Origin of the sequence: Gemella sp. 27098_8_155 (assembly GCF_041433725.1) — a bacterium.
Lineage (GTDB): Bacteria > Bacillota > Bacilli > Staphylococcales > Gemellaceae > Gemella > Gemella haemolysans_D.
Window position 1 is genome coordinate 142,628 of sequence record NZ_JAPWCA010000003.1, and the last position, 17,126, is coordinate 159,753.

At 31.0% G+C, this 17,126-nt stretch carries 14 protein-coding genes; 11 read left to right on the top strand and 3 right to left on the bottom strand.

Translation table 11 applies throughout. From position 1 onward, the window contains the following. Window positions 1–162: 162 nt before the first annotated feature. Window positions 163–1,179 (top strand): lactonase family protein, encoded by a 1,017-nt coding sequence (locus O5Y44_RS02540; protein WP_271965208.1) that lies wholly within the window; start codon window positions 163–165, stop codon window positions 1,177–1,179. A 187-nt stretch (window positions 1,180–1,366) separates the two neighbouring features. On the opposite strand, the gene O5Y44_RS02545 is transcribed toward O5Y44_RS02540, so the two are convergent. After that, window positions 1,367–1,654 (bottom strand): YutD-like domain-containing protein, encoded by a 288-nt coding sequence (locus O5Y44_RS02545; RefSeq protein ID WP_003147842.1) that lies wholly within the window; start codon window positions 1,652–1,654, stop codon window positions 1,367–1,369. A gap of 2 nt (window positions 1,655–1,656) precedes the next feature. Then, window positions 1,657–2,859 (bottom strand): D-alanyl-D-alanine carboxypeptidase family protein, encoded by a 1,203-nt coding sequence (locus O5Y44_RS02550; protein WP_371465456.1) that lies wholly within the window; start codon window positions 2,857–2,859, stop codon window positions 1,657–1,659. A gap of 268 nt (window positions 2,860–3,127) precedes the next feature. Here O5Y44_RS02550 and O5Y44_RS02555 point away from each other — a divergent pair, with 268 nt between their 5' ends. Both O5Y44_RS02555 and O5Y44_RS02560 read left to right on the top strand, forming a co-directional pair. Continuing rightward, on the top strand, window positions 3,128–4,273 hold the full coding sequence (locus O5Y44_RS02555) for a BaiN/RdsA family NAD(P)/FAD-dependent oxidoreductase (RefSeq protein WP_371465458.1): 1,146 nt from the start codon (window positions 3,128–3,130) through the stop codon (window positions 4,271–4,273). Window positions 4,274–4,414: 141 nt separating this feature from the next. Further along, on the top strand, window positions 4,415–5,317 hold the full coding sequence (locus O5Y44_RS02560; protein WP_371465459.1) for an alpha/beta hydrolase: 903 nt from the start codon (window positions 4,415–4,417) through the stop codon (window positions 5,315–5,317). Between the two features lie 164 nt (window positions 5,318–5,481). Here O5Y44_RS02560 and O5Y44_RS02565 read toward each other — a convergent pair whose 3' ends face one another. Beyond that, window positions 5,482–6,561, bottom strand: a complete 1,080-nt coding sequence (locus O5Y44_RS02565) for a M24 family metallopeptidase (protein ID WP_371465460.1) — start codon at window positions 6,559–6,561, stop codon at window positions 5,482–5,484. A gap of 183 nt (window positions 6,562–6,744) precedes the next feature. Here O5Y44_RS02565 and O5Y44_RS02570 point away from each other — a divergent pair, with 183 nt between their 5' ends. From O5Y44_RS02570 to nadE, 8 genes are all read left to right on the top strand, one after another. Continuing rightward, entirely contained in the window at window positions 6,745–8,136 is a 1,392-nt protein-coding gene (locus O5Y44_RS02570; RefSeq protein ID WP_371465461.1) for a peptide MFS transporter, read from the top strand. Between the two features lie 285 nt (window positions 8,137–8,421). Next, window positions 8,422–9,384 (top strand): prolyl aminopeptidase, encoded by a 963-nt coding sequence (gene pip, locus O5Y44_RS02575; protein WP_271965217.1) that lies wholly within the window; start codon window positions 8,422–8,424, stop codon window positions 9,382–9,384. A 244-nt stretch (window positions 9,385–9,628) separates the two neighbouring features. Beyond that, a complete protein-coding gene (locus O5Y44_RS02580; RefSeq protein ID WP_271965218.1) occupies window positions 9,629–11,422 on the top strand; it encodes an aminopeptidase P family N-terminal domain-containing protein in 1,794 nt (597 codons plus the stop codon). Window positions 11,423–11,551: 129 nt separating this feature from the next. Then, window positions 11,552–12,781, top strand: coding sequence for an aminopeptidase (locus tag O5Y44_RS02585; RefSeq protein WP_271987196.1), 1,230 nt, complete (start codon window positions 11,552–11,554; stop codon window positions 12,779–12,781). 235 nt (window positions 12,782–13,016) lie between these two features. After that, window positions 13,017–13,295, top strand: coding sequence for an RNA-binding S4 domain-containing protein (locus tag O5Y44_RS02590; protein ID WP_102170456.1), 279 nt, complete (start codon window positions 13,017–13,019; stop codon window positions 13,293–13,295). Next, window positions 13,279–13,932 (top strand): FtsB family cell division protein, encoded by a 654-nt coding sequence (locus O5Y44_RS02595; RefSeq protein WP_371465462.1) that lies wholly within the window; start codon window positions 13,279–13,281, stop codon window positions 13,930–13,932. Before O5Y44_RS02590 ends, O5Y44_RS02595 begins: the two co-directional genes overlap by 17 nt. 231 nt (window positions 13,933–14,163) lie before the next feature. Then, entirely contained in the window at window positions 14,164–15,606 is a 1,443-nt protein-coding gene (locus O5Y44_RS02600) for a nicotinate phosphoribosyltransferase (protein WP_271965220.1), read from the top strand. Between the two features lie 11 nt (window positions 15,607–15,617). Next, window positions 15,618–16,439, top strand: a complete 822-nt coding sequence (gene nadE / locus O5Y44_RS02605) for an ammonia-dependent NAD(+) synthetase (protein ID WP_271987197.1) — start codon at window positions 15,618–15,620, stop codon at window positions 16,437–16,439. Window positions 16,440–17,126 lie beyond the last annotated feature (687 nt).

Genomic DNA, 17,126 nt, shown 5'->3' on the forward strand with positions numbered 1-17,126 from the left:
AATTTTAACTTTATGAAAATGATGAAAAATCCGTAAAACAGGATTTTTAGTTTTCAAAAAAAATGATAATTTTGGTTTATACGAATAATAGGTGAGAGAAAATTTTATAAAAATTTTTTGGAAAATGTTATAATTAATATATAGAAAGTAGGAGGAAAAATAATGGTAAGAGCATATATTGGAACATATACAAAACAAGACAGTGAAGGGATATACTTAGTAGACTTATCAGAAGAAGGGAAAGTATTAGAAGTTAGAAATACAGCAAAGGTTGACAATCCAACGTATTTAGCATTATCTAATGATAACAAGTATTTATATAGTGTATCTAGAGTAGATGGAAAAGGAGCTGTTTCTAGCTTTGAGGTTGAAGAGAATGGTAACTTGAAAGAATTAACATCAGTAGCTCAAGAAGGAAATCCTCCTTGTTATGTGGAATTGAACTCAGAGAAAAATACTTTATTATCAGCCAACTATCATTTAGGTACAATTGATAGTTACTCTGTTGAAAATGGGAAATTAGTAAAACTTCTATCGACTGACCATCATGAAGGAAGTGGAGTACATGAAAGACAAGAAAAACCCCATGTTCATTTCTCTGGCTTTACTCCAAGTGAAAAGTATGTCTTCTCATGTGATTTAGGAACTGATGAAATTACATCGTATAAACTTAATGAGGGAGTTCTAGAAAAAGTAGCTACTTTTAAAGCTAAAGATGGAAGTGGAGTTCGTCATATAGTATTTAGTAGTGATGAAAAACAAGCTTTTGTAATGACGGAACTTACTAGTGAAATAATTACATTTGATTATGATGGAAAGGGGAATTTAGCTAATCCAACATATTATTCTACATTACCAGAAGGGTTTACACTAGAAAATAAAGGTAGTGCGATAAAAATTTCAAATGACAATAAGTATATATATGTTTCTAACAGAGGACAAGATGCGATAGTTGTTTTTGAAAATACTAAAGATGGATTAAAACAAATTCAAACTATTAGTACTTTTGGTAAAGGGCCTAGAGATTTTGATTTATCAAAAGATAATAAGTTTGCGCTAGCGACGAATGAAAATAGTGGAACGATTACTGTATATCGAATAGATAAAACGACAGGACAGTTAACAGTTGTTGATTCAGAGATTACTGTTCCAGAAGCTGTATGCGCTAAGTTTATATAGAAAAATGGGAGTGACTCAAAAATCGTGATTTCGTAGAAATCGATTTTGTCGAGTCACCCCCGCGCAGTTTATTAGATATCTAAAAAGCTTTTATAAAGCGAATTTAGATATCAATAAACCACTGCGTCTATGAGTTCTCATATACACTTTGTTAAATTTTATGACTTTTGGGTCAGCCTTATTTCTTTTATGAGTTTCGTTTTTTTACTACAAAGAACGGTGCTCCAAAATTACAGTATTCTAGAATGTAATCTTCAAGGTTGTTTATGTTCTTAGGATTATTGTTATCCTTTGTTAAAATAAATCCAGTAAGTCGTAGTTTTTCATGAGAAATATCTCCGACAATATAGGGTTTATTTTTTAAAACGTCTACTAATTTCTCTTCAAACGTTTCTTTTTGGAAGGCATCTTTAAAATTGTAGACAAGTTCGTAAATAGCACCTTCTACTTCAAAAACTAAATTATTTTGCTCCATATCTAATCCTTTCTAACCACTTGTCTCATAACGTATAGTGCTGCAAAAACAAGTGTATATATTGCCAGTATACCAGTAGCAAAGTACTTCGTACGATCTATAACAATAGTAGTTTTTTCGTAGTTATCTTTTTTATCAAAGTTCTCATCGTTGATAAAGTTTGACTTAACTTTATCGAATGTACCAGTGTTGTTATTAGAGGCGAACTCAGAAAAAACTGTTCCTTCATTTGCAGATGTAGTTTCATATTTTTGGAAAAGAAGTATTTTCTTATTCATTAGTAAATATGTTACATCTTTTATAGAATGTTTTTCATAGAATAAATCATAAATATCTTCATTGAAGGTAATTTTTTCATTATTTATTGTATAAGTACCAGCTTTAAGTGCTAGTTTATATTGATAGTTTGTAAATAAGTAGTCATAAGATTTTTGAAGTTTATCAAAATAAGCAGCTTTATCATCACTTTGGTTTAGCACAGTAATGATAAGTTTAGTATTACCGCTATATGCATATGTAACGCTGTTCTTTTCAGAATAATCTAGTCCTAAAACTCTAAATTTATCAGATTCTTTAAACTCAACACTATTTTTAATTTTTTCTCCAGTAGCAAGTGTGTGTTCTGGATTTTTTGTTATTTCTGTTATTTCTGGATAAGTTTTTAATATTAAACTAGTCAGATATGAAATATTTTTCGCAGTACTAATATTAGTAGAACTGTTGTTATCAAAAGTCTCTAGTTTTGTATCGTTAAGAGACATAGTTGCAAGTATATCCTTAGCTTTTGTAATATCGATATTGAAATGACTAAAGATTGCTTGGTTAAGACCATTTGACGCTTCATTTTCTAATAAGAAGATAGCATCTTTAACGGTAATAGCTGATTCAAATTTATATTTAGTTAATATATCATCACTATTTTTAATATCAATTTTTGAATCTAATGTTATTTTATTATTTTTTAAATTGTCAGCAAGTAGGTAAAGTGCAAGATAGTTAGGAAGTTTACCTACTGATACTTTTTCATTTTCTCCACGTTTAGAAATGATTTTTCCAGTATTTAATTCCGAAACAACTAGATGAGAATTAACGTCGCTAAAATCAATTACCGCATTATTATCTAGGAAGTTATCTTCAGCTTTTGTGAAGTTTGGAATTAAGAAAACAAGAAGTAAAATCAAAATACTAATTTTTTTTAGTTTCATTATTTCAATCCTTTATTTCAAACTTGTTTAGAATAATGTTAGCCCACTATTCAGTTCATAATGAATGAATGAGAAAATAATTCTAAACATATACACTCTAGTATATTACAAAATAAGGAAAAATTCCAATAAGAAGGAGGAGATTTAAGAAATTTTAACTATAGTAAATAATCTTATTATAATTTCCATAAGGAAAAATTTGAAACTAAATCATTACGTGTTATAATTAGATGATGTTTGATTTTATAAGAGAAAGTTGAGATTTAAGATGAAATATGATGTAATTGTAATAGGTCTTGGTAGTGCGGGGCTTATGATAGCTGATAGGCTTAATGATAGTGGTTTGAAAGTTCTGGTTCTTGAGCAAAATAGAAGAGCGGGGATAAAATTACTTTTAACAGGAAATGGGCGTTGTAATGTTATGAGTAGCGATAATGCTGAAGATTTTGTAGCCGCTGTGCATAATGGTAGATTTTTAAGAAGTGCGTATCATAAATATAATGTTAAGAAGTTTTTTGATAAACATAATTTGAAATTAAAACAAGAAAATAGAAGATTATATCCAGCTAGTGAGAAGGCTAGAGATGTAGTTAATGCTTTTAAAATAGACCATGCAAAGATTAACTATAAGGAAAAGGTAGAAGACTTAGTATTTGAAGATGATAAATTAGTTGGTGTAAAAACAAATGTAGATACTTATTACGGAAAGAATATCGTAGTGTGTGCAGGTGGAAAAACATACCCTCAGAGTGGAAGTGATGGTTCACTACATAGAATTCTGAAAAAACACGGGGTTAAGATTACGAAAATATATCCTAGTGAGGTAGCCTTAGTATTTGAAGATTTTACAGAGTTATCAGGAGTTGCACTGCAAAATGTAAGGATGTTCCATAAGAAAAATGAAAGAAGCGGAGATTTGTTGTTTACACATAAAGGATTAAGTGGTCCGTTATCAATATCTATGGGTGAGTTTGTAGCAAGGCATCCTGAAGATAAGTTTTACTTGGATTTTTATCCTGAACTAAATGAAGAGGAACTATTTGCTAAATTGTGGGAAGATAATAAATTCCTACAAGGGAAATTACCTAAGAGCTTTTACAATTTTATGATAGAAAAATATTTCCCAGAAAATGTTAGTAAGAAGGAGTTAAGGAAGTTTGTAACGAAAATCAAACGTTATGAATTAATTGATGTTAAGACGATGCCTTTAGAATACGCATTTACAACTGCGGGAGGAGTAGATTTAAAAGTAGTAAGTCCGAAAACTTGTAGTCACAAAAAAATAGAGAATTTATATTTCGCGGGTGAGATACTAGATTTACATGGAGAAATCGGTGGATATAATTTAATGGTGGCATGGTTTACAGGCATGGTTGTAGCAGATGCTATTAAAGAAAAATACGGAATAGAATAATAAAAAGTGCATCAATAGAGATATTAGAAGTCTCTATTGGTGTTATTTTTTGTTTACTTTTATTAGAAGCAATAGTATAATAGTTTTATTGAAGTTGAAAATGAAAGGTAGACGAAAGTGAAAAAGCATTTTAAAAAAATATTGGCAACATTACTAATTGTTTTAGTTGTTGCATTTGGTTTTGTTGGAAATTATTTCTATAACTTTGGGTTGAATCCGAAAGTTGATAAAAGTGGTATAGTAAATCAAGATAGTGATGGTAGTAAAGAGGATAAAACAACCATAAACAAGTGGTTTGATGAGACAAAACAAGTTACAGAAATGGAGTCTGTTACCAAGAACAAGCTGGTAGGTTATAAGTTTGTTAATCCCGCTGCTAAGAAGTGGATCTTTGTAGTTCACGGATATACTAGTGATGCTAAGAAAATGGCTAACTATATTAAAAAATTCTATGATATGGGATATAGTGTTTTTGCCCCAGACTTAATTGCTCATGGTAATAGTGAGGGTGATTTTATCTCAATGGGTGGCTATGATTCTGATGACCTAGTTAATTGGGTGAAGAAAATATCAGCTGAAAATAATAATGCTGATACAGCGTTATTTGGAATTAGTATGGGAGCTGCTACTGTAATGAATGCAGTAGGTAAAAACTTACCATCAAATGTAAAAACTTTTATAGAAGATAGTGGATATGTGAATTTGAAAGTAGAGTTTACTTATCAATTAAAAAAATTATTTAATTTACCAAGTTTCCCAGTTATTCCAGCAGCGAATACAGTAACTAAAATTCGTGCGGGATACTTCTTTGGAGATGTAGACGCGACGAAAGGTTTGAAAGAAACGAAACTTCCAGCATTAGTATTACATGGGGAGGAAGATGGTTTTGTTCCTTTAGAACATGGTAAAGAAGCTTATAATTTAATAACTTCAGAAAAAGAATTTCATAGTTTTCCTGGTATGAAACACGTTCAAGCAGAAAGAAAATATCGAGAACAATACTGGAAAATTGTAGGAGAGTTCTTAAAGAAACATTTTGAATAATAAAAGAAAGACGATTGATAAATTTATCAGTCGTCTTTTATACTATAGTTATTATTTTTTATGAGTTAAGTTATTAGTGTATTGCTATACAATGCTTTTTTACAATTATTCGTTACAAATTTAAATTCCTATTAAATAGTGATTTCCCTTACAATATTAACTAGTTACTCCCCGATAACAACTAGTTCTTTGTTAAGTTTATTTAATACTTCGCAACCATCTTCTGTAACAAGAACAAGGTCTTCGATACGAACACCGAATTCTCCAGGAAGATAGATACCTGGTTCAATAGAGAAAATCATTCCAGGTTCACATTTAGTTTCGTTAACACTTGAAATATCTCCGTACTCGTGACATTCAAGACCGATGTGGTGTCCTGTACGGTGTGTGAAGAATTCTCCATAACCTTTTTCAGTGATATAGTCACGACAAGCTGCATCTATATCACAGAATCTAACACCTGGTTTAACTAGTGCAACACCACGTTTTTGTGCTTCTAATACTGTTTCGAATACTTCGCGAGCTTTTTCGCTTGGTTGTTTCCAAAATACAGTACGTGTCATATCAGAGCAGTAGTTATCTTTAATTCCCCCCATATCGATGATGATTGAATCGCCAGGTTTTAGATATCTATCACCAACTGTTCCGTGAGGATTAGCTCCGTTAGCACCATATCCGATGATTGGATCAAATGATAAACCTTCAACCCCTAAATCTTCGTGGATTTCAAGTAGATCTTTTACAATATCTTTTTCAGATTTTTCAGCAGAAATACTATTGATAACTCGTTGACAAGCTTCGTCGTTTAGAAGAGAAGCGCGACGCATAAGTTCTTTTTCTTCTTCATCTTTAATCATACGAACGCGGTCAACGATTTGAGATACATCGACGAATTTACTTTCTGGTAAATAATCCATCAGTGGTAGTAAAAATCTAGCTGGAAGAACTTTGTCAATACCAACAACAGAACCGTTAGGTATAGATTTTGATAGAATTTCTATAGGTTTATCAGTATCAGAATAAACTACTTTTTCTAAACCTAAATCTTTATCCAGTGGGAATAAAGCGTTGATGAAAAGTTTATGGTTCCCATTTTCATCAAGAAGTACTGCATAAAATCTTTCACCTGGATGTTCTAGGTGTCCTGTTAAATAGAAGATTGAATAAGAGTCACTAATAAGTGCTTGGTTAATCCCTTGTTCTTTCATTTTAGATAAAATTTTATTAGTTCTTGAAAGTTTCATATTATACAACTCCTTTAAAAATATTATGAACTTTAATATAATTATATCATTTACAATAAGTAAATACAATAGCGATTATGAGAATATCTGTAACGTTTTCCGGAAAATAGTTGAATGATAAAATATGTTGTGATATAATAAAGAAAAAATGGTGGTTAATCACTAAAGAAAGAAGGGGTTTTTATGTCAGAAGTAGCGGTTAAAAAAGGTAAACCGTGGAGTTTCTATATGAGTTCAATCACGTTCGCTTTTGAACGATGTGCATACTATTCTTCTCGTTGGCTACTATATACATATGTAACTGTAGCAGTAATAGCTGGAGGAATGGGAGAAAGTGGACTTGGTTTAGGTAAGGTAGAGGGTGCAGCAATGCAATCTAATATTGTAGCCTTTACATATTTGGCGCCGGTGCTGTTTGGTTTTATTGCAGACAGATTTGTAGGGGCAAGATACTTGATTCCGCTTGGACTTGTATTGATGGGGTTAGGATATGGATATGCAGGATTTGTAGGTTCTTATTCGGCTCTTTGGGTTATGATTGTTCTAGTTTCTTTAGGAACAGGGTTTTTCAAAGGTAATCTTCAAGCAGTTGTAGGGCAATTGTTCGAAGGTGATGAAAAACGTAAAGATGATGCTTTTTCAACAATGTATTCATTTATTAATATCGGATCATTTATTGGAACAACATTCGTAGGGGTTATATATTTAAAACTTGCTACAGCAAGCTCAAACGGATACTTACAATGTTTTAAACTTGCAGGTCTAATTTGTATTATTGGAGCAATTTGGTTCGTTTTAGGTTATAAATCTCTTGGGGATGCAGGGAAACATCCTTTTGCTCAAGGTGAACACAAACATGAAGATAATAAACCTAAAGTACACCGTTCATTAGAAAAATACGAAGTTCGTCGTGTGTACTCAATCATAATTATTTCATTATTATCTGTTGTTTTCTGGACATTCTGGTATTTAACATACGTAATTTTATACGATTATATGCCAAAATTCATTGATGATAAGTTAGGAACATTTACAGTGCCAACATCTTGGTTAGATTCTATTAATGGATTAGCTTGTATCGTTTTAGGTCCAATCTTAGGAGCTTTATGGTATAAACTTGCTACTCGTCCACAAGGAGACTGGAGCTTATACAAAAAAGCATCTATTGCGTTATTCCTTCTTGGAACAACATTTGGGGTATTAGCATTAACTGAATTTAGTCGTGGAGTGGGAGCTCCAGAAACTCAAAAAGCTAGTATTCTTTGGGTAGTGTTATTCTTCATTGTACTAAGTGTATCTGAGATGTTCTTCTCTCCACTTGGAGCTTCATTCGTATCTAAATACTCTCCAAAACATATCCTATCAATTATGATGGCTGTATGGATTGTAGCAACATTCGGTGCTGCAAAAGGATATGGGCTTCTATATGCGGCAATTGCAGAAGTACCAATTATTAAACTTTCATTAGGAATTGGTATTGTCTGTGTAGTTGTAGCCGTTTTAGTATTCTTATTCGAGAAAAAACTAGCTTCTCTTGTAGAATTACGTGAAGGTGAAACACTAGTAGAAGAATAAAACAAATAAAAAATAAGTAGGAATTTTATTTCTACTTATTTTTTATCGTCTAATAAATAATTTTATAAAATCTAAATCATTTATATAACGATATAAATAGATTTTTGTAGTTGTATTGTAAAATTATGAAATATTTTTATTTATTGTATTATAACTAAATTCACTAAAAAATATTTCATTTATAAAATAGTAAAATATAAAATTTTATTTTTTATTAATAATGAAAAAATATAAATTATATGTTAAAATTAAATTGTAAGAAAAAATGCAAAAGGAGGTGTCATTATGGCGGAATTAAGAACATTATATCCTGCTATTAAAGAGAATTTCTCTAAAATGTTGAAAGTAGATGACACACATACAATTTATTATGAAGAAAGTGGTAATCCTAATGGAGTACCTGTAGTATTTTTACATGGAGGTCCTGGTTGTGGAACTGCACCGAGTTGCAGACAATACTTTGATCCCGAGTTTTATCGTATAATATTATTTGACCAACGTGGAAGTGGAAAATCTACACCTCACGCATGTTTAGAAAATAATGATACTTGGCACATTATTGAAGATATTGAAAAAATTAGAGAAGATTTAAATATTGATAAATGGCTAGTATTCGGTGGTAGTTGGGGCTCTACTTTATCACTTTGTTATGCGATTAAACATCCTGAACGTGTTTTAGGATTAGTATTACGTGGAATATTCTTAGGTCGTAGGGAAGATATACTTTGGATTTATGAAAAAGGTGGAGCAAGTAATATACATCCTGAATCTTTTGAAAGATACGAAAGTATTATTCCAAAAGAAGAACGTCATGATATGATTCGTGCATATTATAAACGACTTACAAGTGAAGATAGAGAAACGAGAGAAGTAGCAGCAAAAGAATGGAGTATGTGGGAAGGAAGCTTAGTAACATTATACCCTGATCCAAATCTAGAACAAAGTTTTGGTGAAATCAATTATGCTATTTCTATGGCGACAATTGAATGTCATTTCTGGATGAATAATATGTTCTGGGATGATGACGATTGGATTTTAAATAATATTGATGTTATTAAAGATATTCCAACTACAATAGCTCATGGTCGTTATGACGTTGACTGTCGTGCTATAGGAGCATATGAATTAAGTAAAAAATTAAATAATTGTAAATTAGATATTGTTGTATCAGGTCATTCATCAGGAGAACCTGCAATCGTAGATTCTTTAGTTAGATCGACTGATTACTTTAAAGAACTATTAAAATAGTATAGATGATAGTTAAACATGAAAATGATGATTCGAGTTTAATTGTTTAATTAAATCTAACATATTAAAGTTGTAAGTTTAATAAAAAATATAACTAATGACTTGTATTGATAATGAAAAACGCTTCATTATATGATAGAATAATAAGTGTAATAATTAAATAAATGTAGTAAAAAATGTAACTGCTACATCTAAATTTAAAAGTTGCAGAAAATATAATACAAATAACAAAGGAGTAAGGGAAATGGCAGTAAAAGAAAGAATAGCTCAACTAAGAGAATTAATGGAAAAAAATGGAATTGATGTCTATATGGTTCCTACAGCTGATTTTCATAATAGTGAATATGTAGGGGAACATTTCAAAGCTCGTGCGTTCATGAGTGGATTCACAGGGTCTGCAGGGACATTGGTAGTAACTAAAGACTTTGCAGGGTTATGGACAGATGGTCGTTATTTCTTACAAGGTGAAAAACAATTAGAAGGAACTGGTATCGAATTACAAAAAATGCGTGAACCAGGAGTTCCAACTATAGCAGAATTTATCACAGAAAATACTCCAGAAAATGGTGTGTTAGGATTCGATGGCCGTGTAGTAACTTTTGGGGAAGGTAAAAACCTTGCTACAAGATTAAAACGCAAAAATGCTACTGTAAAATATGAAGTAGATTTAGTAGATGAAATTTGGACAGATCGTCCATCGTTATCGGAAGCACCTGCGTTTTATTTAAACTTGGAACGTGCTGGGGAATCTGTTGCTAGTAAACTTGAAAGAGTACGTAAAGAAATGAGTGAAGTTGGAGCGAATATCCATGTTATTACTACTCTTGATGACATTGGCTGGTTATTAAATATTCGTGGTATGGATGTAGATTTCTTCCCATTACTATTAAGTTATGCTGTTGTTTATGAAGATAAAGTAGATTTATATGTTGATGAAAGAAAATTATCAGATGAAATCAAAAAACACCTAGCTGAAAACAATGTAAATATTAAACCTTACAATAATGTTTACGAAGATGTGAAAAAATTCTCAGGAAATGACGTTGTTTTAGTTGACCCAGATTGCTTAAACTATGCAGTATTCAACAATATTCCAAAAGAAATTACATTAGTAGAACGTAGAAATCCTACAATTCTAATGAAAGCTATAAAAAATGAAGTTGAATTACAACACACAATTAAAGCTCACGTAAAAGATGGTATTGCTCATACTAAATTTATCTATTGGTTAAAACAATTAGTTAAACAAGGTATTAGTGAGCAAGAAGATGAACTTTCTGCATCTGATAAACTTGTAGAATTCAGAAAAGAACAAGGTGGATTTATCTGCCCAAGTTTCGCGCCAATTTGTGGACATGCGGAAAATGGGGCAATCGTACACTACTCATCTTCTAAAGAAACATCTATTCCATTACGCACTGGTACTTTCTTCTTAACTGACACTGGTGCACACTATGAAGAAGGATCAACTGATATTACTCGTACAACAGCTATGGGTGAAGTTAGTGATAGATTGAAACGAGATTATACTAGAGTACTTCAATGTCACTTACGTCTGTCAAGACTTAAATTCATGGAAGGTATTTCTGGGGCAAACGTAGACTTATTTGCTCGTGCTCCATTATGGTATGATTATGAAAACTTCAACCATGGTACTGGACATGGGGTAGGATACCTAGGAAATATTCACGAAGGACCTCAAGGAATCCACTGGGGAATTTATCGTGCATCAGAGCCATTTAAACATGGTATGACTATGACTAATGAACCAGGATTATATATTTCAGGTTCACATGGTATTCGTTTAGAAAATGAATTAATTATTAGAAATACTGTTAAAAACGAATATGGTCAATTCTTAGAATTTGAAGTAATGACTTTTGTTCCTTGGGATTTAGAAGCTATTGATGTATCTATTCTTACAAGTGAAGATAAATATGAATTGAACAATTATCATAAAAAAGTATTTGAAGTTTTAGCACCACACTTTGAAGGTGAAGAATTAGAATGGCTAAAACAAGCTACTAGAGAAGTATAATTTTAACAGGAGGTTTCAAGTTCGCTTGGAACCTTCTACTAATATTTTATAAAAAGTGGTATAATATATATTATTGAAATAAATTTAGCGATTATTTCAAAATTTAGTCTAAAAATCGAGGTAAATCATATGGATTTAAACATACAATTAAAAAAATATGCACAACTTATAGCTAAAGTTGGATTAAATATTCAAAAAGATCAACCAGTTTTAGTTAGAGCTAGTACAGAAACACGTGATTTTGTTGCTAAAGTAGTAGAAGCATGCTATGAATTAGGGGCTAAAAGAGTGTCTGTAGAATGGCGTGATCAAGAGTTAACAAAATTACACTTGAATTATCAAACGGAAGAAACTCTAAGTACGGTAGGACAATGGTACATTGACAAATATCAAGATGAGCTAGATGGAGGAGCAGCATTCTTATCTATTATCGGTGATGATCCAGATGGGTTAGCGGGAGTAGATAGTGCAAAATTAAAAGCTTCTATGGTAGGTCGTTCTAAAGCGATGCGTAACTACATGAAATCTATCATGAGTGACGAATGCCCTTGGTGTGTTGTGTCTGCTTCAACAGTTGGATGGGCGAAAAGACTATATCCTGAACTAGGTGATGAAGAAGCATACTTAAAACTTTGGGATCAAATTCTAAGTGCTTGTCGTTCAACTGGAGATGACCCAGTTGCAGATTGGGAAGAACATATTAAAGTTCTAGATGAAAAAGCTAAATTCTTACATGAAAATGAATTGGTGAAACTACATATTACAAATGATTTAGGAACAGACTTATATGTAGGACTTCCGAAAAATCATATTTGGCAAAGTGCGGGAAGTTATGCTAAAAAGGCTGATCGTTTTGTAGCTAATATTCCAACTGAAGAAGTATTTACAATGCCTCACAAAGATGAAACTAGTGGGATTGTATATAATGCAAAACCATTAAACTACGGTGGAGTACTAATTGATAATTTCTGGTTAAAATTTGAAAATGGTAAAGTAGTAGATTTCGGGGCAGAACGTGGTTATGATGTTCTTAAGAATTTATTAGACACTGATGAAGGGGCAAGAAGAATTGGGGAAATGGCCTTAGTTCCATTTGATTCTCCTATATCTAACACGAAAATATTATTCTTAGAAACATTATTTGATGAAAATGCAGCTTGTCATATTGCGTTAGGAAAAGCATATCCAACATGTGTTAAAGGTGGTCCTGAAATGACTGATGAACAATTAGCAGAAGCGGGAGCTAACGATAGTTTAATTCACGTTGATTTTATGATAGGAGAAGCAACAACAAATATTACTGGTTACACAGAAGATGGTAAAGAAATAGCTATTTTCAAAGATGGAAACTGGGCATAGTAGGATTATTCTACTCATGATAATAAAGTAGTTTGTTAAATCTTTAATACTTTAACAAATGTAGAGAGTTGACTTAGAGGTATTGATTTCTGTGGAATCAAGATTTTAAGTCGCTCTCGTTTTTTATAGGATAAAATAGCGGATTTTAAAATTTGAAATATTTATCGAGGATTTTATTTGCGAAAAGTAAGTAAATATGTGATAATAGAATGTACTAATATTTAGGGGTGATTAAATGCGTTTGGATAAATTTTTAAAAGTATCAAGAATTATTAAGAGAAGAACAGTTGCTAATGAGATATCATCAGAAGGGCACATAGCTATTAATGGTAAAAAAGCAAAACCATCTAGTACTTTAAAAATAGGGGATAAAATTACTATTTATTTTGCGAAAAAAGAAGTAGAGTATGAGGTGTTAGAATTAAAAGACAGCACTAAAAAAGAAGATGCAACAAAAATGTTTAAAATTCTTTCAGAAAAATCAAGAGAACTAGAAAATGAGAGAACAGAATAGCCAATTTAAAAAAGATGTGCTAAAAGCTAAGGCAAAATATAGAAAACGACGTAAGTTTATTATATTAGTTATTATGACTTTTGCATTATCTGTAACATTGTTGCAAACATTTCTGTACATACGTGATAAAAAACAAATTAATTCGCAATTAGCAGAGCAGAATAAAATGATTGAAAATCTAGATAAAGAAAATAAAGTTAACGAGCTAGTGATTGATAAGTTAAAAGATCCATATTTTATTACTGATTTGGTAAGACAAGAGTATGGTCTTAGTTATCAAGGTGAATTAATTTTTAATATTCCATTACAGGAGAACTTTCTTCAAGCTGCAATAAAATCTATTATGGATGGTAATTTAGAAAAAATAGAAGACAATAATGGACGAATTGATGATAGTAAAATTCCTGAGTTAGCAAAAAAAGATGATAAGAAATCTACTAAAGCGGAAGATAGCAAAACAACGGATAAGAAAACTAATGATACGAAAAAGACTAGCGATACAAAGAAATTGGAAGATAGATCTTCTGAAAATGATAAAGATAAAGATGAAGAAGTCGCTAATAATAATGAGAAAAATCAAACTCAAAGAGCAACCAATAGAAATTCAAACACTAATAATCGAAGAAGTAACGGGTAGTAATACTTGTTACTTCTTTTTTATATTGAGTAGAATTTTAAAAAATATATTATAGAAAAATACTTTTCATTGTTAACAGTATGAATAGTTAATATACGTAATGTATAGACATATAAGGGTTAATTTAGTAGTATTTAATTGTGTATATTTAAGTATAAATATTTGTTAAAAAGTTGTTAAAATGTTAATATATAGATAATAAATTTAATGATACATAAATCGGAGGAAATTATGAATAAATATCAAGGTGATGCATTGCATACCGACCTTTATCAAATTAACATGGGATATGCGTATTTCAAAGATGGAATACATGAGAGAAAATCGTATTTTGATGTGTATTTTAGAAAGATACCTTTTGGTGGAGGATATGCAGTGTTCGCTGGACTTGCCAAAATTATTGATTATGTGAACTCGTTTGAATTCTCTGAATCAGATATAGATTTTTTACGTGAATTAGGTTATGCAGAGGATTATTTAGATTATCTGAGCAAAATGAAGTTCACAGGTAATATCCGTTGTGTGCAAGAAGGAGAGATTGTTTTCGGGAATGAACCTCTTCTAAGAATTGAGGCACCTCTAATTCAAGCTCAAATTATGGAAACTGCTATATTAAATATAGTTAACTATCAAATCTTAATAGCGACAAAAGCTGCCAGAATTAAACACTTATGTCCAGATGAAGTTTGTATGGAATTCGGAACACGTCGTGCTCATGAATTTGATGCAGCAATATGGGGGACTCGAGCTTCTGTAATTGGTGGATTTGAAGCGACAAGTAATGTAAAAGCAGCAAAACTATTTAATATTCCATGTAGTGGAACGCATGCTCACTCATTCGTTCAAGCGTATGAAGATGAAGAAATTGCATTTAAAAAATATGCTGCGGCACATAAAGATTGCTATTTCTTAGTTGATACTTATGATACATTACGTTCAGGAATTCCGACAGCTATTAAAGTTGCAGATGAATTGAAAGATGAAATTAATTTCTTAGGTATTAGATTAGACTCAGGAGATATCGCATATCTTTCAAAAGCTGCCAGAAAAATGCTAGATGAAGCGGGTTATCCAAATGCTAAAATAGTGGCTTCTAATGATTTAGATGAAGATACAATTACTCACCTTAAACAACAAGGTGCAAGAATTGATGCATGGGGTGTTGGAACTAAACTTATAACTGCTTACGATAATCCAGCATTGGGTGCAGTGTATAAACTTGCATGTTTAGAAAATTCTAACGGAGAGATGATTGATAGACTAAAAGTTTCAGAAAATCCAGGTAAATTAACTATTCCAGGTATTAAAAAAGTTTATAGAATAATAAATAAAGATACAGGAATGGCAGCAGGTGATTACATTGCCCTAGAAAAAGAAGATGTAAGTGCAGAGCCAAGTATAAAATTATTCCACCCGACACACACCTATTTAGAAAAAGAAGTTAAAAACTTTGAAGCAAGAGATCTACATGTAGATATTTTTAAAGATGGAAAGCAAATCTATGAAGTTCCAACAGTACAAGAAAGTGCAGAATACTTTAAAGAAAATAAAAAACTACTATGGAATGAGTACTTACGATTATTAAACCCTGAGTTCTATCCGGTGGATTTAAGTACAGAATGTTGGGAAAATAGAAATACAATATTGAAAAAAGTAACAAAAAAATCAAATTAATAGGTGAGAATATGACATTACAACAAGAAGTAATAAAAAAATTAAGATGTAAAGCTGAAATTAATGTTGATGAGGAGATTAGACTGTCTATTAACTTTTTAAAAGACTACATAAAGAAAAATAGTTTTATAAGAAGTCTTGTTTTAGGTATATCGGGTGGTCAAGATTCAACGTTATGTGGTAAGTTATGTCAAATGGCTATTAATGAACTGAAAGAAGAAATGGGAGAAGAATATACTTTTATTGCAGTAAGACTTCCGTATGGTGAGCAATTTGATGAAGCCGATTGTAATGATGCATTGCAATTTATAAATCCTGATAAGGTATATACAGTGAATATTAAGGACGCAGTAGATGCTAGTGTAAATTCGTTAAAAAAAGCAGGAGTAGAAATTTCTGATTTTGCTAAAGGAAATGAGAAGGCAAGAGAAAGAATGAAAGCTCAATATTCAATTGCTACAATGAATAAAGGTATAGTTGTTGGAACAGATCACGCAGCAGAAGCAATTACAGGATTTTTTACAAAACACGGTGATGGTGGAGCGGATATTGTACCATTATATAGATTAAATAAAAGACAAGGTAAGGCAATATTAAAAGCTTTAGATTGTCCAGAACACTTATATTTGAAAAAACCAACTGCAGATTTAGAAGAAGATAGACCGGCTTTAGCGGATGAAGTAGCCCTAGGTGTAACATATGATGATATAGATGACTATTTAGAAGGTAAAAATGTACCTGATGATATTAGAAAGATAATAGAAGGGCACTATTTAAAATCAGAGCATAAACGTAATCTTCCTGTTACAGTATTTGATTTTTACAATATATAGAAGAAAATAAAGCAGAGAAAAGAGGATACTATAGTAGAATAGTATTCTCTTTTACAATTATTAAATGATTAACTGATTAAAAAAAGAAAAAACTTAAAAAATATGTTGACATAATCAAACTAGAATGATAGAATAGTAAAAGTCTTCTGATGGAGGATAACTATTAATATAAATTCTTTTTAAAAAAGTTTTTAAAAAAGCTTGACATAATTAGAACTAAATGATAGAATAGTAAAAGTCTTCTGATAGAGAAGACGAACAATAAAACATTTCAAAATAATAAATGTTAAGAAATTGAAAAAACTTCTTGACAAAATAAAAAAGAAATGGTAAAATAAAAAAAGTCTTAAAGAAAAGACAACATCAATTATTTCAACGAAGTAAACGGTTAAAAAGTTTTAAAAAAAAAAAAAAAACTTCTTGACAAACATTCGAAGAAATGATAAAATAGTTAAGTCTTCCGATGAAGACAAAAAAACATTTTTAAAAAAAATTTTAAAAAAGACTTGACAAAGAATTTTAAAAATGTTAAAATATAAAAGTTGTTAATCGCAACGATTTGAACATTGAAAACTAAACGAATTAAGTCAACGTTAATTCCAAAAAAGGACAGTTTTAAAAAGAAACTATAAAACTTTTTAATGAGCTAATCAAGCTAACAAATTTATTTGGAGAGTTTGATCCTGG